The 24,467-nt window shown below is 45.8% G+C and carries 20 protein-coding genes; 6 read left to right on the top strand and 14 right to left on the bottom strand.

From position 1 onward, the window contains the following. Nucleotides 1-78 precede the first annotated feature (78 nt). From KNQ09_RS00475 to KNQ09_RS00460, 4 genes are read left to right on the top strand one after another with little or no spacing between them, the layout of a single operon-like run. Nucleotides 79-834: a carotenoid biosynthesis protein gene (locus KNQ09_RS00475; protein ID WP_214857036.1), complete on the top strand. Its 756-nt coding sequence runs from the start codon at nt 79-81 to the stop codon at nt 832-834. Next, nucleotides 803-1,504, top strand: a complete 702-nt coding sequence (locus KNQ09_RS00470) for a lysophospholipid acyltransferase family protein (protein WP_251138061.1) — start codon at nt 803-805, stop codon at nt 1,502-1,504. The genes KNQ09_RS00475 and KNQ09_RS00470 overlap by 32 nt, the downstream gene beginning before the upstream one ends. Further along, nucleotides 1,501-2,577, top strand: a complete 1,077-nt coding sequence (locus tag KNQ09_RS00465; RefSeq protein WP_214857035.1) for a glycosyltransferase family 2 protein — start codon at nt 1,501-1,503, stop codon at nt 2,575-2,577. The genes KNQ09_RS00470 and KNQ09_RS00465 overlap by 4 nt, the downstream gene beginning before the upstream one ends. 15 nt (nt 2,578-2,592) lie before the next feature. Next, complete coding sequence (locus tag KNQ09_RS00460) at nt 2,593-4,065, top strand: phytoene desaturase family protein (protein ID WP_035398446.1); 1,473 nt, start codon at nt 2,593-2,595, stop codon at nt 4,063-4,065. 421 nt (nt 4,066-4,486) lie between these two features. Here the strand turns inward: KNQ09_RS00460 and KNQ09_RS00455 are convergent, their stop codons facing one another. The 9 genes from KNQ09_RS00455 to addB form a co-directional block, all read right to left on the bottom strand. Then, on the bottom strand, nt 4,487-5,320 hold the full coding sequence (locus KNQ09_RS00455; protein ID WP_050677172.1) for a phytoene/squalene synthase family protein: 834 nt from the start codon (nt 5,318-5,320) through the stop codon (nt 4,487-4,489). Then, nucleotides 5,280-6,761: a phytoene desaturase family protein gene (locus tag KNQ09_RS00450; RefSeq protein ID WP_214857034.1), complete on the bottom strand. Its 1,482-nt coding sequence runs from the start codon at nt 6,759-6,761 to the stop codon at nt 5,280-5,282. The genes KNQ09_RS00455 and KNQ09_RS00450 overlap by 41 nt, the downstream gene beginning before the upstream one ends. Beyond that, entirely contained in the window at nt 6,758-8,248 is a 1,491-nt protein-coding gene (locus KNQ09_RS00445; protein WP_214857032.1) for a phytoene desaturase family protein, read from the bottom strand. Before KNQ09_RS00445 ends, KNQ09_RS00450 begins: the two co-directional genes overlap by 4 nt. A gap of 106 nt (nt 8,249-8,354) precedes the next feature. Further along, nucleotides 8,355-9,353, bottom strand: coding sequence for a class I SAM-dependent methyltransferase (locus KNQ09_RS00440; protein ID WP_023467393.1), 999 nt, complete (start codon nt 9,351-9,353; stop codon nt 8,355-8,357). A 139-nt stretch (nt 9,354-9,492) separates the two neighbouring features. Further along, a complete protein-coding gene (locus KNQ09_RS00435; protein ID WP_023467392.1) occupies nt 9,493-9,873 on the bottom strand; it encodes a DUF1516 family protein in 381 nt (126 codons plus the stop codon). Between the two features lie 84 nt (nt 9,874-9,957). Then, the gene (locus tag KNQ09_RS00430; protein ID WP_214857031.1) at nt 9,958-12,501 is read right to left on the bottom strand and encodes a HAMP domain-containing sensor histidine kinase; all 2,544 of its coding nucleotides are present in this window, start codon (nt 12,499-12,501) and stop codon (nt 9,958-9,960) included. Further along, on the bottom strand, nt 12,482-12,859 hold the full coding sequence (locus tag KNQ09_RS00425) for a response regulator (RefSeq protein WP_023467390.1): 378 nt from the start codon (nt 12,857-12,859) through the stop codon (nt 12,482-12,484). Before KNQ09_RS00425 ends, KNQ09_RS00430 begins: the two co-directional genes overlap by 20 nt. Before the next feature lie 206 nt (nt 12,860-13,065). Then, nucleotides 13,066-16,617, bottom strand: coding sequence for a helicase-exonuclease AddAB subunit AddA (gene addA, locus KNQ09_RS00420; protein WP_214857030.1), 3,552 nt, complete (start codon nt 16,615-16,617; stop codon nt 13,066-13,068). Next, complete coding sequence (gene addB / locus KNQ09_RS00415) at nt 16,614-20,045, bottom strand: helicase-exonuclease AddAB subunit AddB (RefSeq protein WP_214857029.1); 3,432 nt, start codon at nt 20,043-20,045, stop codon at nt 16,614-16,616. The genes addA and addB overlap by 4 nt, the downstream gene beginning before the upstream one ends. Before the next feature lie 137 nt (nt 20,046-20,182). Here addB and KNQ09_RS00410 point away from each other — a divergent pair, with 137 nt between their 5' ends. Together KNQ09_RS00410 and KNQ09_RS00405 are read left to right on the top strand one after the other, a co-directional pair. Next, nucleotides 20,183-20,560: a truncated hemoglobin gene (locus KNQ09_RS00410; protein ID WP_214857028.1), complete on the top strand. Its 378-nt coding sequence runs from the start codon at nt 20,183-20,185 to the stop codon at nt 20,558-20,560. Nucleotides 20,561-20,620: 60 nt separating this feature from the next. After that, on the top strand, nt 20,621-20,962 hold the full coding sequence (locus KNQ09_RS00405) for a hypothetical protein (protein ID WP_023467386.1): 342 nt from the start codon (nt 20,621-20,623) through the stop codon (nt 20,960-20,962). Between the two features lie 43 nt (nt 20,963-21,005). Here KNQ09_RS00405 and KNQ09_RS00400 read toward each other — a convergent pair whose 3' ends face one another. The 5 genes from KNQ09_RS00400 to KNQ09_RS00380 all read right to left on the bottom strand — a co-directional run bounded on the left by KNQ09_RS00400 (nt 21,006) and on the right by KNQ09_RS00380 (nt 24,426). Continuing rightward, a complete protein-coding gene (locus tag KNQ09_RS00400; RefSeq protein ID WP_023467385.1) occupies nt 21,006-21,413 on the bottom strand; it encodes a hypothetical protein in 408 nt (135 codons plus the stop codon). 97 nt (nt 21,414-21,510) lie between these two features. After that, entirely contained in the window at nt 21,511-21,984 is a 474-nt protein-coding gene (locus tag KNQ09_RS00395; protein ID WP_029340962.1) for a competence protein ComK, read from the bottom strand. Nucleotides 21,985-22,094: 110 nt separating this feature from the next. Beyond that, nucleotides 22,095-23,477: a HAMP domain-containing sensor histidine kinase gene (locus KNQ09_RS00390; RefSeq protein WP_133207918.1), complete on the bottom strand. Its 1,383-nt coding sequence runs from the start codon at nt 23,475-23,477 to the stop codon at nt 22,095-22,097. Then, complete coding sequence (locus KNQ09_RS00385) at nt 23,474-24,136, bottom strand: response regulator transcription factor (RefSeq protein WP_023467381.1); 663 nt, start codon at nt 24,134-24,136, stop codon at nt 23,474-23,476. Before KNQ09_RS00385 ends, KNQ09_RS00390 begins: the two co-directional genes overlap by 4 nt. 134 nt (nt 24,137-24,270) lie before the next feature. Continuing rightward, a complete protein-coding gene (locus KNQ09_RS00380) occupies nt 24,271-24,426 on the bottom strand; it encodes a hypothetical protein (protein WP_167507527.1) in 156 nt (51 codons plus the stop codon). Nucleotides 24,427-24,467 lie beyond the last annotated feature (41 nt).

Below are 24,467 nucleotides of genomic sequence, written 5' to 3'. Positions count from 1 at the left end.
GCTTCTCCCTCGCTCGTTTTCAAGATATATGGGTATACTTATGACAGAAGCTATTTTGGAAATGGAGGAATGTCACGCATGGAGCAGTTTCATAAACGTCTTTGGATTTTCTTTTCGATTTGGTTCACCATCGGCTTGATCTTAGTCGGTTTTTCGTTACTTCCCCCTTGGCTCGAGTGGGCCAATGCCGTCTTTTTATTCGCTTCCGGCTTATACGCAGCACTCTATTTTTGGCATGTCTTACCGAAAGGACGTCTTGTCATCCCCTTCATCTTCTTTGGTTCGATCATCATCGAGTCAATTGGTGTCCATACCGGTTGGCCGTTTGGAACATATCGTTACGAGTCGGATTTCGGTGTCCAATTATTAGGTGTGCCGATTACGATTGGGGCTGCATGGCTGTCGGTCATGGGTGCGAGTCTCGCTTTCTCCCGTTTGTTCTCGTTTCGCTATAGTACATTGATCCTCGTTCCATTGTTTGCCGTTTGGCTCGATTTAGCAATCGATCCTGTTGCTGCTAACGTGAAATCGTATTGGCTTTGGCAAGACGGTGGCTGGTATTACGATATTCCGACACAGAACTTCTTCGGGTGGTATGGAACGGCGCTCGTCTTTTCCTTTTTCATCAATCGCTATCAAGTCAAGGCGAAGGATGCCGCACTCGAACAAAACAATCAGTATCTCTTTTTGATGTTGCACACTTTATTCGGTGTAACGGCAGGAGTTGCTGGTCTCTATGGCGTCACTTTGATCAGCTTAAGTGCATTCATCGTCTATTTCATTGTGAAACGAGGGGTTATCGTTGAAAGAAGCAAACAAAAGCAAATTAGCTGAGTCCGTATTTCATACGTATGTCGATCATGCTTTGATCCGACGTCATTTCCATCGTGTCTTATATCGAGCAGACGATCTACCTGTCCCTGGTCTCATGCTTGCTACGCACAGTTCTTGGTGGGATGGTATGATTCTTTTTCATTTGGATCAGACCTGTTTCCATCACGACCCCTACGTCATGATCGATCAAGCAGGGCTTGCTCGTTTCCCGTTCTTCTCCCGTCTCGGAGCTTTCTCTGTTGACCGGACATCATTCGCTGATATCAAGACAAGCCTTCATTATGCAAAAGAACGACTTCAAAATGGCAGCAGCGTCTGGATGTTTCCTCAAGGCGAGGAACGTCATCAAGAGGACCGTCCGCTTCGCTTAGCAAGTGGTGCCACACATTTGACGCGTCATACGGATCACGTGTCTCTCGTCGCCTTTTATTATTCATATGGTCATGAACAGCAACCGGACGTCTATATCCGGACGCGTCGCTTTCGTCCATTACCTAACGAACGGTCAAGTGCTCAGGCAAAACGACTGATGGTAGAACTAACTGCTTTATACGACGACATTCGAGCAGATGCAATTGCGGAACGTGTGGATTTGTATCGCTGTATCTCTACCCGAAGGGAACCACTTCCTGCACGAACGGAGCGCTGGTTACGGGCCCTTCGGTCATGAGTTGGTTCTTTCTCTTCTTCGCTCTAGCTGTCTGTCTCTATACATGGATTAATTTAGCTTTTCTACCACGATTAACGGCTCCCGTTCAACCAGATAGTCTAGCAATTTGCATCCCTTTACGTAATGAGGAGCGTAATGTACGAAAATTATTAGACGCATTAGAACCCGCTCTGACACCAGGGATGCACGTTTACTTATATGAAGACCGCTCGACCGATCGGACGCGCGAGTTATTGCTCGATCGAATCGGTCAAGACGACCGTTTTACAGTGATTGATGGTCTTCCCTTACCAGCTGGCTGGGCAGGAAAGGTCCATGCGTGTCATCAACTCGCAAAACGAACGACAGAGGACTATCTGTTATTTCTCGATGCTGATGTGACACTGACACCTGACGCAATTTGTCGCTTATACGGAACATTACGAACAGAACGAGCCGTTTTCCTTTCCGGTTTTCCATCATTTCCTGTACCGACGTTTCTAGGGAAATGTTTGATTCCGATGCAACATGTTCTTATTGCACAGCATCTTCCGATTCCTTTTCGCAAAGTGAAGCATCCAGCGTTTGCTGCTGCTAACGGAATGGTCGTCCTCGTCGAACGACGTGCGTATGATCAAGTCGGTGGACATGAAAGTATTCAATCGGCTCTCGTTGACGATTTAGAACTTTGTCGCACATTTAAAAAAAACGGATGGACGACGACGCTCGTCGAAGTGGCTCCAGCAGTCTCTTGTGATATGTACGCCACGAATGAAGAGGTCTGGCAAGGTTTTCTAAAGAATGTCTTTCGTGGGATGAACGATTCTTATGTCGTCGGATTATACTTTCTACTCTTTTACTTGGCTCAAGCAAGTGTCCTACCTTATCTCATCCGCCACCCATCCTGGCAGATGGGTGGCGCACTGATTCTTCTTTATTTAGCACGATTCCGAATCGATCGTGCGGCACGAATCCGACATGTTTGGTGGCTCCATCCACTGGCGGTATTCCTTTATGTCATCTTGCTAGCAAGTGCGATGATTCGAAGCTTTAGGAAACGGGAAATCACATGGAAGGGTAGGACCTATTCATAAGGAGGAATCAGTATCATGAAACATATAGCTGTCATCGGAGCCGGTCTTGGTGGACTCAGCGCTGCTATCTCATTAGCAGCAAAAGGATTTCGCGTCACGGTCATCGAGCGCAATACACATATCGGTGGCAAAATGATGCCGATCGTCACAGAAGGACATCGCTTCGATTTTGGTCCGAACACGATCACGATGCCGGAAGTTTTTCAGTCTGTCATTCTTGAATCCGGTGCGGATCCCGATGAGTACTTTACATTCACGAAACTTGAGCGTCATACGGTCAATCACTTTTCTGACGGACGAACATTAACATTCTCGTCTGGACGCGAAGCGATGCGGACAGAAGTAGATCGTTTCACGAACGGTCAGTTGGCGAAGAACGATATTACAGGTTACCAAGAAGAAGTGGCGAAGTTGCATACGATCGCAAAACAACAATTCTTTACGAATATTGATTCGTATATCCGCCCCTCCCTCTGGCGAGACATGTTGAAAGTGCATCCCTTTCAAAACCTTCATGGGTTGCATAAGCACTACTTTAAGGATAAAGGGTTGATTCAGGCACTCGATCGTTATGCGACGTATATCGGGAGTAGTCCGTATCAAACACCCGCTACCTTCAGTTTAATCGCTCATTTAGAACTAAATGACGGTGTCTACTTCACGAATGGCGGTAATACAGCAATCGCAGAAGGGTTCGCCCGACGCGCAAAAGAACTAGGTGTCGTCTTCCGTCTTGGCGATGAGGTGACACAGATCGAAGTCGTCGATGGACAAGCAACGGAAATTGAATTGAATCACTTGGAATATCTACCGGTTGACTTCGTCGTCATGAACGGTGATTTGTTGACACAATATCCACGTCTGATCTCAGAAACGGCACGACCTGATTTTAAAAATCCAACACCTGCTCAAGTCGAACCGTCGATTTCTGCCTACGTTCGTTGTATCGGTCTCTCACGTCGCATTGAAGGACTGGCTCATCATAACGTCTTCTTCTCTTCAGATTACGAAGCTGAGTTCAAGGCACTCTTTGATGAAAAGCGTTACGCTGAGGAGCCGACGATCTATATCTCGAATTCTTCCGTCACGGCACCAGAAATGGGACAAGCGGGTGACAACTTATTCGTGCTCGTCAATGCACCTGCAACGGATACTGGACATGCAATTGATTTTGATACGTATGATCAACTGATCAATCAGCGATTGCAGTCATTTGGAATTGATATTTCATCTGATGTCGTCTTCGAACAACGGGTCACACCACAGGATATCGAACAAACCTTCTTTGCCTATCACGGCTCGTTATATGGCTTGTCATCCAATGGTATCCGTTCGTCTTTCCTCCGTCCGAGCAACCGTTCAAAGAATGTTCACAATTTGTTTTTTGCTGGTGGATCAACGCATCCTGGTGGTGGAAGTCCAATGGTGACGCTTTCAGGAAAACTAGCAAGTGAACGAATCGTCTCCGCTGTCGCCGCTACCCTGTGAACGTTATGTGAATTGCATATCAATCACTTGTACGGACAACTAAGATTTGATACGATTACTTCGAGTTCAAGAGGTAGTGATTGACCCCACATCCTCAATCAAGCGCAAGGTGACTTCCCCGAGTCAAGAGCGTTGAAGAACTTACTTTTTCTAACCAGCGAAATCAAATGGGACCCACCCATTTCATCACGTGACTCATCGTGTGTCCATTCGCATGACTTACGACGTTCCCCCTTAGATCGTCTCATCCGAATGGTCCACAGATAGCTCGATAAAGAAAAGACCATCCCCGTGGTCGAAACAGACCTATCTCGTAGTCCAGATGTTCGCTCTGGTGTAGAAGTAATCTGAGACTCCCCGGTCTCAGACCATAGAAAAAAGACCTTGGTCCCCGCCAAGGTCTTTTTTCTATGGTCATGTATTAAATCGTTGCAAGTAACTTCATCTTTTGCCAACGGCTGACGTACGCTCGTTTCGTGAAGACGTCATAGTGATTATCCCGCGCTGCATCAAGAATACCGCGGTACAGGAAGGCAGCAGCCTTTAGAGCACGTCGACTCTCTCGTGGATATCGTTCAAACGATGGAATCGCCGCATCATACAGATGCTCTGCTCGAAGTGCAACCTCTTCCCAGAGACCGATGAAGTCTCCTGAAGGATGACCCGCGAGTAACGATTCCGCTGTGACACCGTATGTCTCCATCCATGAATGGGGCAAGTAGATGCGTCCGCGTTTTGCATCTTCACCAACATCTCGTAAAATATTCGTTAATTGCATCGCAATTCCAAGATCAATAGCAGACTTACGAAGATCAGGCTGTTGCGGTGCAAGGATTGGCAACAACATCAAACCGACGGTACTTGCTACGTAGTAGCTGTATTGCTCTGTCTCCTCAAGCGTCTGATAACGATTTTTCTCGATATCCCAACGCATTCCTTCCGCGAGCTCAAGAAATGGTGTCTCATCCATTTCATAACGTTCAAATACGTCTGCTAACGCGATCCATAGCGGTTTATCCAGTACTTCGCCATCACGGAATCGTTTGAATTCATTCAAGAAAGCTAGTAAACTCTCTTTCGGCGTATCCGACTCATCGACGGTATCATCGAGGAACCGGCAAAATGTATAGATGGCATAAACAGCTTGTCGATCTGCTTTTGGTAAGAGTGAAAAGGCTTTATAGAACGTCTTAGATCCGGACTGAATGACTTCCTCACATTTGATATACGCGTTCTGGATCGTCACTGAATTCATGTTTCCACCCCATCTCTTGTTCCATTCGGTTTACGAGTATCGTTGCGCCCATCATGACGACTGGTACTCCTCCACACGGATGCACCGATGCACCGACGGCATATAGTCGATCGATATCCGGATACGGTTTTGCCTGTGTCTTTAAGGCAGCCGATTGGCGAATCGTCGGCGCAATCCCAAAACTACCTCCCTGATATAACCCAAAGGCCTGTGCATCATTCGGTGTACGAATCTTCATTTCTTGTATCTTTTCCCGGAATCCCGGATGATGATGCTCAATTTTTTCAAGTACAGTCTCGATGAAGTCTACTTTTTCATAATCTTCTACACCATAGCCACGCGGAGAAGGAATTAATGAATAGACGACGCTATCGTCCGTTCCTGTCAAACTACGGTCAATCTGACTCGGATGGAACAGATAGATTGCCGGATATTTTGGTAAGCGTCCTTTTTTAAAGATATTCGTCATGAGCGGTTCCAAGTCGTTTGGCATCAAAAAACGATGCACCGGTAAATCGACTTTCCCTTTCATCTTGAAATACAGCAACAGCGTACCGCCTGAAGGAGTATATGTTTTGGGTTGTTTACCTTCTACAAGACGTTCCATCAATGGAAACTCTCCATTTAGTACGATTTGATCGAATGCTTCATGTGTTCCATCTTGTAAGACAATTTCCTTTGCCTGTCCTTGGTCAACGACGATCCGTTCGACTGGTGCTTCAAAGACGAATCGGACACCTCGTTCGACTAACGTGTCATACATGCGTTCAGCCAGTGAGAAATAGCCACCTTTTACATACCAGACACCTTCTGCTTGTTCCCGGTACGGAATCAAACCGTAAATCGATGGTGTCGTATAAGGGTTTCCGCCGATATAAAATGTCGGGAAACTGTATGCCATGCGCAAATATTTACTCTTGAAGTATCGCTTCAAATGATCATGTGCAGTCTCTAGAGCATGCATCTGTAATAATGGACGCATCATGTCTGGATGCAACAACTCCGTCTTCCGACGATAACCACGTTCTAAAAATTTCGATACACTCGTCTCATAATCCTTTTCTTTTTGATGCATGAATTCATAAAATCCGCGCCCTTCACCAAATTGGCGTTCGATCGCGATCGCTTGATCCACGACATCGGCTACTTTCGTAACGACTGTTCCATCGTCGAAGTGAAGATCATACAATGGATCGACCCGTTCAAGTTCTACTCCCGTCACGCCGGCTTCTGTCAACTGCTCTTTTAACTTACCTGGCATCAGGACGATCGTCGGACCTTCATCGATGCGGCCACCCGATTCAAAATCGACGGATTGTAATCGACCACCGACCCGCGCTTCTTTTTCAAAAATCGTAATCTCGACGCCAGGATGTCTTGCTGTCAGCAAAAGCGCTGCATGCAGTGTACCGACACCGGCTCCTACGAATCCTATCTTCATGTCCGCACCCCTTCTTTTTTGAGCACGAGTTCTGCCGTGATACGAGCGGATTCGAAAATCGTCGGTAACCCGCTCCCCGGATGTGTGCCACCTCCGACGAGATACAAGTGATCGAGCTCTTCAAATTGATTATGCGGTCGGAAATACATCATCTGTGTCAACTGATGACCAAGATTGAACGTCGCGCCTTGATGAATCCCCATCGCTTCCCAATCATCCGGCGTGAACATCTCTTCGACTTCGATTGCTGCTTCGATCCCTTGATACGGCGAACGCGTTTCAAGGGCGTCAAGAACACGACGACGTAGCTTTGGTCCTTCGATCGACCAATCAAGTTCAGAGTAATTGTTCGGTACCGGCACTAGGACATACATAGCAGACTTGCCTTCAGGTGCTAGCGTTGAATCAATCACGGATGGATTTTGGACATAGAATGAAAAATCATCGGATAGCTCAAGCGTCTGTGTCATCTCACGAACGTTTTTCTCATAGTCCTCCGCAAAATAAATCGTATGGTGTGGTGCATCGAACGTCCGGTTGACACCGAGATATAACATGAACGTCGAACACGAGAATTTTTTACGGTCAATTTTTGGTCGGGACCATTTTTTCAAAACCCCTTCCGGCACCAGGTGATTCATCGCATGTGCGAAATCGGCACCGATGATGACTTCATCGAATAACTCATGTTGACCTGACTCGAGGATGACTCCTTCGACAGCTTTTCCGTTTAAAATCAATTGTTCGATGCCCGCCCCTAACTGTACGGTTCCGCCTAGCTCCTCGATCGCACGTTGCATTGCAAGCGGTACTTGATGCATCCCACCAATCGGATGGTGGACACCGTAAGCATGTTCCATGTAAGACAAGATCGAAAAACCACCCGGACATTCCCATGCTGACATGCCTAAATATTTCGCTTGGAATGTAAAAGAGTACTTCAATTCTTCGCTCGTGAAGTAATCGGATAAAACATCATAAAGCGATCGTCCGAGCGATAGGCGTGGCAGTGCCGTTAAGACACGCGGTGATAAGTAATCCGTCAGCCGATCGTAACGTGTCTGTAAGATTGGCATGAGTTTTCCAAGCTTAAGTGCTTGCTCTGCCATGAATCGATCGTACCCTTCTCCGTTTCCAGGAAATTGTCGTTCGATTGCCTCTTTCATCCGGTCCCGATCCGTCGTCATCGTAAACTCCTCTGTTCCTCCTTTGAAATAGAGTGTATACATCGGATCAAGTGCCTTTAAATCTAAATAATCTTCTAACCGAAGACCGGCTTCGTGAAAAACGTTTTCTAAAATATGCGGCATATTAAGGAATGTTGGTCCTCGATCGAACGTATAGTCACCTAGCTTGACGGCAGAAGTTCGTCCACCGACTTGCGTTTGTTTTTCGTAAACGGTGACGTCTACTCCTTTTCCTGCTAATAACAAGGCACATGCAAGTCCCCCAGGTCCTGCTCCTATCACTGCTACGCGTCGCTTCACCCAAATCTCTCCTTTTTATCTCTCATCGTTTCAACTATTATACTAAGCACATAGTAAAAGCAACAAATTTGAACTGTCTTCTAACTGTAAAAACGCCAGACTTCGCTTAGGAAGTGGCGTTTGCAGTCACAATATACCAGGCACCTTCTTTTAGGAACGGTGTGATCGAAATGTTTTCAAACCCAGCTTTCGTTAGATCTTCTTTCAATTCTTCCTTACTTGGTAATGGATACAGATTCTCATGCAACGTCATGAAGGCATTGAATGCTGCTGAGAAAGGTGCACCATGTGAACTGTCACGTAATGGTGTGACGAGAATGACTGTTCCATCATCCTTGACGAAACGACGAACTCCTTTTAATAGTGCAAGGCGTTCCGGTTGCGGGAAGTAATACAAAATATTATTCATCATGACACCGTCATATGTCTCTTTGACATCAAACGTTTTGATGTCTCCAACGACAAAATCAATCTCTCCGCTCGTATCTCGTCGTTTTGCTTCTGCGATGACGGATTCTTCAATATCGATTCCGGCGAGTCGTAAGTCCGGCAATGCCTCATGGATTTTACGGAGATACCCACCATAAGCACAACCAATATCAAGAAGTGAGGTCAGATTACGACTCCGAATGATATGGCGTACTGCTGGGAAAGCAACAGTCTCAACGAGAGCTGAAGTTTCAGCCACGATGTCTCCATGTTCCTCTCCATTAAAGGTCTTTTGTTGACCCTCTTCTAAAAATTGAGGATAAGAGAATAGTGCTGGCAAGTGCAGCTCCATCATTTCCGATAACATGAATCCGATACTCCGATCGTCTGATTGAGAGAGTTCCGGAAGAACATGGCGAGTCGCTGTATAGCGTAAATCTTTTTTCTTCAAGTGACCGACTGCGACGCCAACTTCGAACCAGCGGGATAACGCTTCCTGTGTCAGCGGACGCTGCATTCGTAACTGTGCCTCTGCTTGTGTTGCCCCTGTTTGAAGAGCATCGAATAATCCATATTTATAACCGATATATCCATGCCAAAGTGGTAACACCGGTTCTGCGCGTTTCATCCATTTTCGTGCCCGGAAAACTTTCGTCCATTCCTTCAACTGTGCCACAAGCGTTCCCCTCTCTACTGTGTAATACATCCCTTTTCCCAAATAACAACCACTTGTAAACAAAAATTACTAACGAACATGACAAAAAGAGTCCTTTCAACCTGTAAGGTCGAAAAGGACTCTTTGATTTCGTATGAACTTAGAAAAATTTCATACCATATGGGAGTGAATAGCCTAGGAATACTGTCACAAGGACAAGTACGATGAATCCGATGACGAAACCGGAATAAGCTTTTCCTTTTTTAAGTCGAACAAGTGTCAACTCTCCGAAGATGAGCGATAGTAAGCCGAGTGTAATCTTCGCATGGTAGAGTGGGTCTGGATTTTCAGACATCCCCATGATTTTGATGTACAGATAAAGACCTGTCGCGAACGTCAATAAGAGTAAAAGACGGAACGCCATATGAATCCCTTTTGCAGCTTTTTTGTTGTTCTTGTACATCGAAAAGGCGACGAAGAACGTAACCAATAAAAGTACCCAAAGTAAGACGTGTGTGTGAACGAATGCTGTGATTGGCATTTCATTTCCTCCTTTCTTTTCCTATTTCATCGTATCTGATTTCAGGACGAACACCTAGTGTTATTTTGTTGATATATGGTTTTTTCAGGAGATTGTCACATGTGTAGACTGGACAAGTGGAAATTTGACGGTAAAAAGACTACCTTCCTTCACGACTGACTCGACATGAATTTCTCCACCATGACCGGTGACGATTTCCTTACAAATGGCTAGTCCTAGACCAGTTCCACCGATTTTTCGACTATCCGAATTATCGACGCGATAGAACTTTTCGAATAGACGACTCAGCGATTGTTCTGGAATCCCGATTCCCTCATCTCGAACTTGAAGAATGACTTGATCAAGTGATGTCGTGAGTACGACATCGATCGCACCACCAGATGGTGAATATTTCACTGCATTATTCAATAAATTATTGAGCAACTGTCTGATTTTTTCTTCATCTGCTTCAATGACTGGCAACTGATTTCCCTCATGATGGAACGTAATTTGATGAGCTTGTGTCGAAGCCGCATAAAATTGTGTCGTTTCTTCAGCAATCGTATAGATGTTCACGGATGCTTTTTTATACGATTGTGTGCCCGACTCCATGCGCTGGACATCTAAGAAATCATTGACGAGATTCGCAAGACGTTCCGTTTCGGAATGGATCGTCCGCAAATATCGATCTTGGCGCGACTCTTCGATGTCTCGGTTGAGCATGAGTTCTGTAAATCCGTAAATCGAAGAGAGTGGCGTCCGAAGTTCATGAGAGACGGTTGAAACGAGTTCTGATTTCAAACGATCCATTTCAGTCTCTTTCGTCACATCACGCATGACGAGCATCGTTCCTTTATGTACGTGATGGATATGGATCACCTCGACATAAAATTGAATGAATACCGTTTCGTTTCGAATCGAGAACTGTAAACTATCGGTCGGTAATTCTCCACGCAAAACTGCATCAACATAACGGCTAAAGACTTCTGGTTCGTCGACGACGGATCGAATGACTTCTAAGCACGTTTGCAATGTCTCCTGTTCAGTCTGAACACCATAACGTAATTCCGGGAATAAATCGTATAATGGTCGATTGACGAAGACCTCTTCTTTCCCCGGTTCAAGATAGATGACGGCCTCTCGAATCGAATCGAGAATCCGCTCTGTCTTCGTTTTCTCTTTCGTCATCTCGTCAAACAACCGCATCCGTAAAAGCGATAGCGATAATTGACGGGAGAAGGACATGACATCACGCATCTGTTCGTTCGTAAACTGATCGCGATAACGGACAAGGTAGATATACGCGATGATGTCACCAGACGTCGGTTCAAGAATCGGTACAGCTGTTTCGTACATATAGTACGGGTACGGCAGTGGATGATTGCTTGCGACTTGTTTAGAAGAATGAACAGGTGACTTTAGTGACTCAGCTCGTTTTAAGAGAGACGCATCGTTTTGAAGCAGCTGTTCTGCCAATTCATCCGTCATTCCATACGTAACGACAGAATAACTGTCTTCTTCATCAACAAATACTAATGCACCAATCTCAGAATCTGTGATCGTGACTAGCTTCTCAATGATTTCTGGATAAGCAGTCAACGACTCACGTGCCGCGAGCGTTTCTGTCAAATCATTCCGATACTGCAAATGTTGCTCATTCCGCATCGTCAGCTCTAATGCTTCTTCGAGTTCTTCTTGCTGTGCTTGTAATTCTTCTTGCTGTGCTTGTAATTCTTCCTGTTGCGCCTGTAATTCTTCATTTTTCGCTAATAAATGCTGCTTGTTCTCGGAAATCGAACTTGCCATCTGATTGAAGGATAACGCCAGGATTCCGATTTCATCTTTACGATTCGGTACTTTGACGCTCGAAACATCTTCACCGTTCGCAAGCCGTTGACTGTTCTTGACGAGAGATAATAATTCCATCGTGATGCGGCGAATAAACGGATAAATAAAGAAAATCAAGACGGCAAGTAAGACGACGATATTCGCTAACCAAATCAGCTGTGTCGTCCGGATTTCCCGTTCCAGTTGGTCGCTCGTCCGTTGTGCCCAATCCTCCAAAAATTCACGATAACCGCCGAGTGCTAGCTCGCTCTTATTGATTTCCGAGAGTACATCAATGTTTCCTTGAGCATCTAATTGAATCTTACCTTCAGCTAATAATTGCTGACCAAGTGGCAGTTCAGCAAGTGTTGTTCCTTTTAAGAAGGATTCCGTGACATCTCCAGATTCTTTCGCTTGGACATAGGATTGAATAAGCGGCAAAATCGCATCGAAATAATAACTATACAATTCTCTCGAGGACTGGGCGAATGCCTTTCCTTGATCATAAATCGCATTTTTTTCGAACCATTCTGTCTGCTGATCAATCTTATCTTGTTGAGCCATGACTTGATTGTATAGATCACCATTCCCCATCAAGGCATAACCGCGCATGTTGAACTGGACATCCTGCCACTCTTCCCATAAAGCACCCGCACGTGCACTCCGGTCACGGATATCTTCTAATTTCGCCCGAGTCGCCTGCAGTTTCGTATCGGTGTAGTTGTAGACGATCAATGATGAAATCATCAATGTAGCTAATACGACATAAAAGGAGGCCATGAGTTGGCGCCCGATTTTTCGATTAATCCACTTGGTGATCACTCAGTATTCCTCCCACGACATCAATCAGTTCTAACGGACTAAATGGCTTTGAGAAAAAGTAATTCGCACCAATCTCTTCCGCTCGTTCGCGGTCTGATTGTTGACTTTTAGCCGTCAACATCATGATTTTTAAGTGTTGCTTATCTGGATGTTGTCGGACTTTCTCAATAACTTCAATCCCTGTCATTCCAGGCATCATGTAATCGAGTAAAACGAGATCATATTCAGCGTTCATGATTTTTTGATACGCTTCGTCTCCATCTGTCGCTTCGTCGATCGTATATCCTTCATCTTCTAGTGTATCGAGTACTAACATTCGTAAGACATCTTCGTCTTCTGCTAATAAAATACGTGCCATCTATTAAAACCTCCCAAAATTATCCATCATCAAAGTAACATATCTTCTTTATTTTACACAGTTCTTTCACAATAAGAAACGGAAATCCCTTCAGAAACTGATTTTGTCTCCTTCTTCCTCATCCCTCTTTCGACCCATACTAAAACCTCCCTCGTCTCTACCTTAAGTAGTAGGACGAGGAAGGTCTCGATCGTATCAAAATTAAATTACACTAAATCAATCGTTTCTTCTAAAGCAAACGCATAGATGACCTTGCGTGAAATTTGAATATGAAGAATCGCTTCTAACGCTTCTTGATACAGATTCAACTGAGTTGCGTACCGATCCCGTAACACATCAGCAGGTGTCTGTCCGACTTCCGTCGTAACGATTTGATCCGATTTATAATCGAGCAAGATATAGGACTCCCCATCCTGAATCAAACAGTCGACGATTCCTTGCATGACTGCGTCATCCACTGGACCTGTCCAGTCTTTCCGGAAACGCGATGCCCCGATCTTATATGTGAACGGCAACTCCCGATAGACGTGGTTCGTCCGTAATCGTTCGCTGAACAATTGTCCGATTTCAGAGTCGAGGAACCCTTGTAACTGTGCTGTCGCTTCCCGCATCGTCGTCGCTTCAATCGACGTAATGCGTTCCGTCGCTTCCCATTGATTGATTTGTTGCGAAATCGATTCGTCCGGTTCATACAATTGCATCGCTAAGTGTAAGACCGTTCCTCGTTCCGCCCCACTTAAAACAGGTCCGAGGAATTGTGGCGTACGGTAATACGTCGTCTGGCGATATGTCGTTTCGAATGCTGCACGTTCTAGCTGTTCCGCCCGTTTCAGTTCCGTGACGGTCTGTTTTGCTGCCGTCTCTGTCGCAAGCGCATACGGATACTGATACGAAAATGCCGCTTCGACGATTTCTTTGACTTGCGAATTAACCGGCACATCGATTTTTTCAAGCTTCTGAACGTGTTCGAGTTGCTCCACGAGTGTTGAGATTTCTTGATACGGTGCTAACTCCTCTAACGACATCACGCGAATCGACCAATCCGTCTCATCCGGACGTAGTAAACTGCTGCGTAAGACTGCCGGAACGACCCATTCCGCATAACTCTTCGCTTGGCGCCGGTCATTTTCAGGTAGTAAGACTTCATCTGGTGGCGTCATCTGCCAGGTCGCCATTTGATCTTCTAAATCCTTGACTGTCCCGACGAGAATCAACTTTTCCTTCGCTCGAGTCATCGCAACATACAAGACGCGCATCTCTTCTGCCTTCATCTCTCGATCCATTTCCCGGCGGATGACTTCTTTCAAGAGTGTCCCAGATCGCAAACGACGAATCGGATCAATCGCATCTAGGGCAATGCCATACGTCTTATGCAACTGAATCGCCTGCATTTGATCCTGTTTGTTGAATTGCTTCGTCAATTGGCTGACGATCGTCACGGGGAACTCGAGTCCTTTTGATTGGTGGATCGTCATGATGCGAACGACGTCCTCGTCTTCTCCAAGCGAACGGGCTTCTGCGAAGTCTTCTCCTCGTTCAATTAATCGATTGATCAGACGAAGGAAACGATAGAGTCCACGATAACCGGACGTCTCATATTGCTTCGCTCGCTCATATAAGGCGTTCAAGTTGGCTTGACGACTTTTTCCTCCGGCGAGACAGCCGACGTACTCAAAATAGCCGGTCTGATCAAAGAGCGATCGAATGAAGGCAGGTAGGGCACTCCCACGCGCTTCAGTTCGCCATGATTGAATCTGACGGATGATTTCATCCATTCGAATTCCGAGTGATGATTCCTCTGCCGCCATTGCTAGCGCTGCCTCATAAAAGCTTCCTTCTTTTTGTTTTGCTCGAATCCGTCCTAAATCTCGATCCGCCACCCCAAAAATCGGCGATCGTAACAGACTCGCGAATGGGATGTCTTGAAGTGGATTATCGATCGTCTTGAGCAATGCCATCATGATTTGAATTTCCGTCGCTTGGAAGTATCCGCCCGTCGTATCCGCATAGACCGGAATCTCATACTGTTCGAGCACTTCGACAAGCGCTTGGACACGCTTACCACGCGACCGTGCTAAGACGACGATATCGCGGTATTCACACGTTCGGAATCGGTTCGCTTTCGCATCGTAAATCAGATGTGGATGCTTCGAATCAACGAGTTCTAAAATTCGCGTCGCAATCGCTCGTGCTTCAACCTCTTCCTTTTCACTATCAAGTGGATCTATCAAGAGTAATTCAGGCGCCACTTGCTCCGATTCGAGATAACTTAGATTCCCGAGTCGAAGGTGCGCGGCTTCATCGTAATCAATCTCCCCGACCGTCTCATCCATCACTTGGCGGAAGATTTGATTCGTTCCATCCAGCACCTCAAGACGACTGCGGAAGTTTTTTGTTAAATCGATCCGTGTTCCAACGTCGGTCTGTTGGAATCGTTTGAATTTCTCAAGGAACAATCCTGGCTCTGCATGACGAAATTTATAGATGGATTGTTTGACATCACCGACCATGAATAGATTTCCTGTCGCCTCATCCGTTTTCGAGACCAATTGGATGATGCGTTCCTGAACCTCGTTCGTATCTTGATATTCGTCGACGAGTACTTCAACGAAGCGTTCCTTCAGAAGTTTTGCCACGTCTGACGGTTGTCCTTCGTCCGTCAAAATCTCTAATGCAAAATGTTCAAGATCCGAAAAATCGACGATACCACGTTGTTGTTTCGCTTCGAGATAATCGCTTGCAAATTGACGTACGAGTGTCACGATCGTCTCCACGTGTCGAAGCTGCGACCGCAAGTCCTCCAAGTAATCAACACCAGTCTTTTGGACGAACAGCTCTTTCATTTTCTTGAATTCCGCTACGAGTCGCGTCCGCTCTGCTTGAAACGGTTTGATTCCTTCATCCCCGCGTGGACTCTTCCAGCGACCGAACTCTACTGCTTGAAAAGCAAGCGCAACCATCGACCAGTGTCGTTCTGACGTTTCGAGCAAGGTAAAGGGAGAGATATCCTGTCGCATCATGTTTCCCATTTCCGCATAACCAGACTGCTCCAGCTCAAAAGCAAGTTCTCGGTAACGTCCCAATAAATTCGAGAGACTTTCCCACTCTAATTCGACTAGTCGTTGCATAAGTGGAGAATCATCCGGGTCAATCGGCTGATCGTACTGACTGATTAAATGTGCATAAAAGGCTTCCGGATCCGGTAAGGAACGGGAAAATCGATAGAGATTCGAAATCAGCGTCAACATGGCTTGATCATCCCGATCTGACGTATAACTATCAATCAAATCATAGAATCCTGGGTCCTCGGAGGCATAAAAGGACTCAAAGACTGCTTCTAAGACATCGTCTTGTAACAACAGTAATTCGGATTCATCGGCAATTCGAAACGCAGGATCCAGACCAATCCGGTAATAGTTCTCGCGGAGAATCGACAAACAGAACGAATGAATCGTCGTAATTTGTGCCCGGTTCATCAATTGACGCTGTTTTTTCAAATATAAATCATCCGGTGCTTCTTTGATGCGCTGGTCCATGACCTCGATGACCCGCGTCTTCATCTCACGTGCTGCCGCATTCGTAAAGGTAGCAACGAGAATCCGATCTGCCGACAACTCATCTTCGGGATCAATCAATCGTTGCGTCAGCCGTTCAACGAGGACGGCTGTCTTCCCTGATCCAGCAGCCGCTGAGACTAGGATATGTCCACCTCTAGCTGAAATGGCTTGTTGTTGTTCTTCCGTCCAACGCACGCTCATTCTTCTTCCTCCTTCAACCGTTCCAGTACCTCTTTTTCAGACATCGGTTTTAATGGGCGATACTGATTCCCAAGCGATTCATCGAACTGACAGACTGAACGATACTCACAAAAACTACACGGTGTCCGCTCTTGATAATCAAACGGATTGATGGCGATATCCCCATCATAGATGTCTTGACTGCTGTCTTTTAATGCCTCCCATGCATGATCCATCAGCGCTGATAAATCTTCCTCTTTTACGACACCTTTCGTCTGCGTCTTATGCAGTCCGTTTTTTGTGAATGTCACTTTGACGAGCGGTGATTTTTTTCGTTCATCGTACGCAATATGATCCATCGCTCGTAGTACCTCGTCATTCTCTAGGATGACGCCTTGCATTTGATAGGACTCGAGTAACAGTTGATTGCGCTCTTCTTCGTCAGCCGATAAATCGCCTCGTAGTATCGGGTTTTTGACGTGGAAATATAACGCACCAGCTGGTTTCGCCTGCTGTTGATAGAGCAACTCCGACTGTTCCACGACCGTCTTCAGATAAAGAAGCATCTGAATGGCAAGCCCATAATAGATTTCCGCAAAATCCAGTCCTCGAGCACTCGATTTGTAATCAATGATTCGAACGTATAGCTGATCACCAATCGTCGCCTGATCAATCCGGTCGATGCGACCCGTGAATTCAATTTCTGTTCCGTCTGGTAACGTAAAGCGTAATGGTGGGAACGTCGCGTTCCCAAAACTGATTTCAAATAAGTCGGGTTCAAAGTCTGTTCGTTTTGCTTGTTCAACAAGCATTTTAGCTGTTTGCTCCACGACATCCGTCAATTTTTTCTTGATATACCCGAACCGACTCGAACTCATCAAAATCGCATTCTGAATTTCCGGTGTCACCTTTTCGACAGCTTCTTTCGCCAGTGTCCCGCACGTTTCGCCGTCGAGCTCTCGCCAGTGTCGTCCAGAAGCTTTAATACTGAGCGACAAATCATTTAATGCGCCATGGAACAGATTCCCGATGTCCGGTGCTTCAAATTTATACAGCTTCCGCTCGCGTAAACGAAGTCCGTATCGAGCAAAATGCTTATACGAGCAGGCGTTATAGGTCTCAAAACGCGAAACGCTCGCTTGCAGTGAATCACCATATAGACGATGCGCCAACCCTTCCGGCAAGGCTTCCGCTTTATTTTGATAGAACAAGGCACTCGAGAATAATCCCATCCGTTCACGTCCCTGTCCGTTTTCGAGAAGTGTGTTATACACTTCGAACCAAATCGGTTGAATCGGATAACGTCGTTGAAGACGCCGGAGTTCAATCGCTGTCGCTGCTGCCGCGCGATCTGGACTCGTCACGAAATCAAGTTGTTCTTGTGGTGCGTGTTCCCCAGCTTCCGCAAAGTGTGTTTTGATCGGACGATCGAGCAACAGTTGTCGCTTTAATTGTTTTGTGATCGCTGCCGGCTGAAGCGCCTTTCCTTCTTCATCGACAAGTGCGTAACTAACATACAATGCTTCACTTGGAGCCATCATCCCTTGATACAGGTAAAACAGCTCATCATCAAACACATCAAGAGACGCTTTTCCAACCGGAATACCATGCTCATGTAAAAAGTCATGATCATTTTCAGACAGTAACTTTGATTGATCTTGAACGAACGGAATCAGACCATCATTCGCTCCTAGTAAAAAGACGACTTTTACTCGTTGTAATCGTCCACGGACATAGTCCGTCGCGATGACTTGATCGAGCGATGGCGGAACAAGTGCAAAACGAAGGCTCTCAAGTCCTGTCTCGACCATCTGGACGAACAAATCCGTCGATAACGTATGCTCAGGCGCAGCAGCTTCTAGCTGTTCGAATAGATGAAGTATCGCTTCGTACACTTGATCATGCTCTCGAGCAACAAGTAACTGATCCTGCTCTAGTGCCTGCTTACGCCATTCCATTAAACGTTCTGCAATTTTCTGTTCTTCAAGGAATTGATAAAGACCTTTCGTATACGCGCTCATCGTCTTTGCCTGCTTCAACCGACGGTGCAACGGTTCAATCAAGTCGACGACGAAGGTTCGTAAATGGTTCAGTTCTTCTTCTTGCGCAAGCTCTTCTTCCGTTAAGCGAACTTCCTCTGCTAGGCGTCGCTTTAATTGCCACGGTTGTTGCCACATCGATCCTTTGATGCCGCGTTCGAGCACGAACGTCTCGAAACGATCGAGCGCTAGACGCGCATCTTCTGCTGGAATCGGCAAGAGCTCCGTCTTCAGTAAACGAAAGACCGTTTCTTCCCGATAACCCGACGTTACGATGTCTAAAGCAGATTGAATCAAGTCAACGAGCGGATGGTGAACCATCGACTCACGTTGATCCAAGAAATATGGAACATCATACATGTGGAAGGCTCGTTCCAAGTGATCCGCATACGGCTCAAGATGTCGCACGACGAATGCCATCTCATGAAACCGATACCCTTTTTGTCGAACGAGTTGAATCGCTTTCCGCACGGCTGATTCCGCTTCAACTTGACGGTTAACTGCAGCTGTCATCTGAAAGCCCTCAATGTCATGATCGACAGGAGGATATCCCGGCTTCAACAAGGCCTGCTCCAAATGTCGTAGTCCTTCTGATTGAAACTTGATTGGTTGATCATACAAAATTTCTTCATATGGAATCGACAGTTCCTGCATCTGACCGATCAATTGCATGTAGCACCGCTGAGACACACCAAAAGAAGTTTGTTTCGCATAAGGATCCGTTGCATCCATCGTAAAACTAATATGCATTTCAGCCACTTGTTGCATCAAGGCGAGTAAAACTTGTTGTTCCTGGAGCGAAAATTCATAAAATCCGTCGACGATGATCGTCGCTTGATCCAGTCGCGCTTTTGGAAGTAATTCGAGCAACGTCGTATAGTAATCGTCTGCATGGAGTGCTTTATCGACGATTCGTTCCGTAAAGCGCTCATAAATCAACGCAAGGTCGTTTAATTTCGGTGACCGTTCGAGAGAGCGATCACTCACTTGACGCAACATGTCTGGCTCAATCAACGAACGTTTAAACGACGCGATGAGCTCATCAAGTCCTTGGAAAAATCCAGGCATGTTTTTAGTTCGTTTAAAAATCTTCAGTTCGTCTTCTGATTCCTCGACGACCTGTCGCAGTAATAGCTGTGTACCCGTCTCATCGAGAAATGGAATCGCTTGATTCCCGTAATCGCGTAAGATATGAAACGCAAAGCGCCGTAGACTCATAACCTCAAGGCGAACAAGACCTGCTATCCGTTCATCTGTCGCAATCCGCCGCTCCATTTCAAATGACATCTGATCCGGAACGATGAAATACATCTTCTCCCCTAATGGTCGTTGCTCGAGTTCTTGTACGACGCGCTCGATCAATTGTGTCGTTTTCCCACTACCCGCACGACCAATATGCATATGGTTCATCAAGAAAACCTCCTCCTCGTTTTTCTTTACTCTTAGTATCTCACAAACAAGAACAAATGTACTGTTTTTGGCGCATGTCTTCTAAGTATAAATTTGCTATAATCAGGACACATCCTATGTAAGGCAGGTGATGCTCCTTGTCACTTTACGAAACCATCGGAGGCGAGCATGTACTCACATCCTTGGTTCGCTCGTTCTATCATCAAGTCTACCATGATTCACTGTTGCGACCGTTATTCCCTGAAGATCGGCAACGTGTCGAACAGGCACAACTCGTCTTCTTGACCCAATTGACAGGGGGACCGCGCGACCCGGATCAACCGCCGGCGAGTTTAGCGATGATTCACCGGTTATTACCGATTCAAAAAGAACATGCCATCCGTTGGTTGGAACTGATGGAAGTAGCTGCTCTTGAGACAATTCCAAATGAAGACGCACGACTTCAACTACTCGAGCGATTACGAATTGGCGCGATGAATGTACTACGCGTTTGTGAAGCACACCAGATGGACTGAGGGATTTTTCTTTCTCATCTGTCCATTTCCATGTAAAATAATAAATGGAGGCGATAAAACATGACGGAAGAACAAGAACAACGACCTGAACTCGTAAAGAATGCGATCGAGCAAGCCGAAGCATCGACGAACGAGGATGACACGCTCGAGGAAGAGCAAACCGAAGAACAAAAAAAATTGGATCACATCAAAGGTCTCGTAACCCTTGAACGCGGATCTGATTACTATCGTGTCGTTTTTTATGACGACCATAAACACTTGATTTTCAAGGAACTCGATTACGACCGTGTCGACTTCGTAGGTCGTTTCTACAATGATAGCTTTGATCCGACAAACTTGACGGAACTAGAAGAAATCGCAGAAAAAGCACTCTCGACTTCTTTACGAAAACGATTCTTGTAATGCATGAAATAAGCCGTCCTCCGATTGGAGAACGGCTTATTTTTTATTGATCAGATTGTTTTTTCTTCCGACGAAGGACGTAAGCAAGAACGCCACCTGCGACAGCGATCCCTGTTGCCGCCAAGATCGGTAATAAGACCTTTTTGTTGGATGCTAGTTTTTGTTTGACTTGCTCAAGGCGGGACTCATTCGTCTCTTTCAAGGCGATGGATGTCCGACGGTTCATCGTGACGTGTTTCGCAGCATCCGTCACGACGATGCGTTTCGTGACCCAACGGCGATTTCCAGCATCATCGACGACCAATTGTCGCGCCCGTTTAATTCCTTTGATTCGTTTACCCGGTGTATTTTCCGGACGCACGATGCGGGAACTGATAAAGCGTCTGCCTCCAGTCGCACCAAATCCAGGCTGTAATTTTCGGCGATTTAACCATTCGTATGATTCATTCATCGTGTCGCGGTAAAAGTTACCGCTTCACCTCCCTATGATTTCTCTCTCTACTGTTTCTCCTTACGTAAGTAAGATTCCTGTTATGTGTTTCCACTTTTCACCGATTCTTAAACTCCGGCAACTGAAAACGACGCTGCATTTCATACGCCAGTTCCAGTGTTTTAATCCGTTGTCGTTCGATGCTGTATGCGGATGCATCCGTATCGATACATTGACCTGTCTGAAATTCGACTTGTACTTTACCGGATTTTTTCTGAACAGTCTTCATCTGTTTAAAATTAATCCAAATACATTCCGCCTTTTCTTTTGCGGTCGTTGGAAAGAAAATCGTCTGTGCTTGCCAATCCACTAAAACAGGGGTCTTTCGGTTCGGACCAAGAATATGCCGCGCTGCTTCGATTCTTCCACGCATGGACGAACCAAAATACAAACAGGATTCTTCAATCAACTTAATGGGATGACCATCTAAAATACTTTCAGAATGTTCCTTGATGACGAGTGTCTGCGGTTCACCGTATTGACCGTATCGCGGGATCAAGGCTAACGTTTCTTCCGTGATTGGGTATGACATCTCCTTCGCTCCCTTCCTGGATTATATTGGTTATATCAAACTTCCTTTTGCTTTGCATGAACGTAACGATTATTTCCTAATGAAAAAAACGAGATCCTAAGATCCCGTTTTTAAAATTCTTTTGGATTTTTTTCCTCTTGCTCAATGAAATGACGCGGAAAATTAAAAATCACACAAACTTTTCCGATTCCATTTCCCGCAGAACGATTCTCGATTGCAACTGTCCCGTCATGACGCTCGACGATCCGTTTGACGATATAGAGACCAAGCCCAAACTTCCCTTCCTTACCACGTGAGAATTGATGGAACAGTGGCGAGGAGGCGTCAAGCGGTGGTCCATCATTTTCGATTTCGATATGAACCTGATCCGCTGTTCCGGACAGTCGAATATCAATTCGTGTTTCGGCATAACGAATCGCATTGTCCATGACATTTTCGAGCGCAACACGTAACTGCTCTCCTTCACCAAGAACGATTCCTGCTTCTCCACTGACATGCCAGTCAAGTGACTTCGTTCCGGAAAAACGATTTTTCAACAGATGCACCATCCGGTCGATGTCAACATTGTCCCATGTCGAACGATCGAGCTCGAAATAGTCGAGCTTCGTGACATAGAGTAGAGCCGCGACTTTTTTCTCCAACCGCTCCGCTTCTTCATCAATGACGGATACGGATCCGGTCAAATCACCATCTGGATAAATCCCGTCTGAGATGGACTGGGCATAACTTCGGATGACCATGATCGGTGTTTTCAAATCATGGGAGATGTTTTGAAGTAATGATTTTTGTGCCTTATCTTGTTTTTCAAGATCCATCCGCATCGCATCGACGGATCGTGCGAGTCGTCCGATTTCATCCCCGCGATCAAGCGGAAGTGGTGTATCCCATTTCTGAGCCGCGATCTTCCCGACCGCCCCCTCGATTTCGACGAGTGGTTGTGTCAAACGTCGCGCTAACCAAAACGCAATGAACAGCGTGAAGATACTTCCAATGATGACGACGAATCCGATTTTGGAGAATAATTGCGTAATCAGTTCTTGTCGATACGCATCCCAAACATAAGAGACACGATAGTAGGTCTCACCACTATCCTCGATTTTTCGAATACTGTAGTATACATCTTCTTTATCAAGACGCGTTGTATACTTTGCCGTAACTGTTTTTTGATCAATCGCATCACGGTACATCTGATTGATCAGCTGTTGTGGCGCTCCACCGTAATAGAGCTTTCCGTTTTTAGAAAGGAGTAGGATATTAACAGAACGGGACTCCTGTTTTCGGCGGTCGAATTCAATCGGATTATCCTGAAGCATCTCGATGACGGAGGCGTCCTTCGAGAAGAAGACTTCGCTATTCTCAAGTGTCGCATAGACCTGTTCATCGATGAAATTTCCGATCGATGACCGGATGACCAAGAGAATGACCGCAGAAAGCGTGACGATGACGAGCAGAAACATCGCCCAAATCTGGAATCCGAGACTGCGGTTTTTCATGCAGACACCAAGCGATAACCGATGCCGTAAATCGTTTCGAGCTCGAGCTTCGATAATTTTTTACGGACACGACGAACGAGATCATCGACGACTCGGTCTGAACCGAAATAATCGTCACCCCAGACGCTGACGAGAATCTGCTCGCGTGACATCGGCGTCCCGATTTGAGTGGCGAATAAAATCAACAAATCGTATTCTTTCGACGTCAAATCGATTTCTTGACCATTCTCTTCGATGATTCGTTTCTCTGGATAAATCATATAATCTCCGTATTGGATGACACCACTCTTTGGTGTCGCATACGTTCGTGCCAAAATCTTTTTGACGCGGATGACGAGTTCTCGCGGAAGGAACGGTTTTGCGATGTAATCGTCCGATCCCATCTCAAGACCAATGATTTTATCAATATCCTCATCCCGAGCCGAGATGAAAATGACAGGTGTCGTCTCATCATGTGCCTTGATCCGTTTAATCAATTGAAAACCATCCATATCCGGTAGCATGATGTCTAAAATCCATAAGTCAGGCTTTTCAACGATGGCAGAGGCTGCCGCCTCACCAGACGTAAACGATTTCACCTGCCATCCTTCTTGCTCCAAATATTTCACGAGTACACGATTCAAGTTCACTTCATCATCAACTAAATAGATTGTATGCATGGCTCTCACTCCTCGACTAATGTGCTTTGTTTCAGTGTATCAAAGGAATTCCGCAAAATTATGGGAGAGTGGATAATAATTCAAAAAAACCTTTCTTTTCAAAAGAAAAGAAAGGCGAAGTCGTAAATTTTCTATTATTTGACGAGACGGAGCGCTGGATACGCTACTTGCTCGTTCTTTGAAGTCACAGTTGTTGCCTGTTGACGACGTTCCATTTTTACGACGTGCGTCAAGAATCCAACGCCGCCTCCTAGCAATACCGTTACACCCGTCATTAATAGAATCTCCATTTTCTTCGCCACCTTTTCCATCGCAATTGATAATCAGTATC

This window comes from Exiguobacterium sp. s191 (assembly GCF_018618955.1).
Taxonomy (GTDB): domain Bacteria; phylum Bacillota; class Bacilli; order Exiguobacteriales; family Exiguobacteriaceae; genus Exiguobacterium_A; species Exiguobacterium_A abrahamii.
Note: the sequence above shows the minus strand (reverse complement) of the source record. Positions and strands in the feature narration are given on the sequence as shown.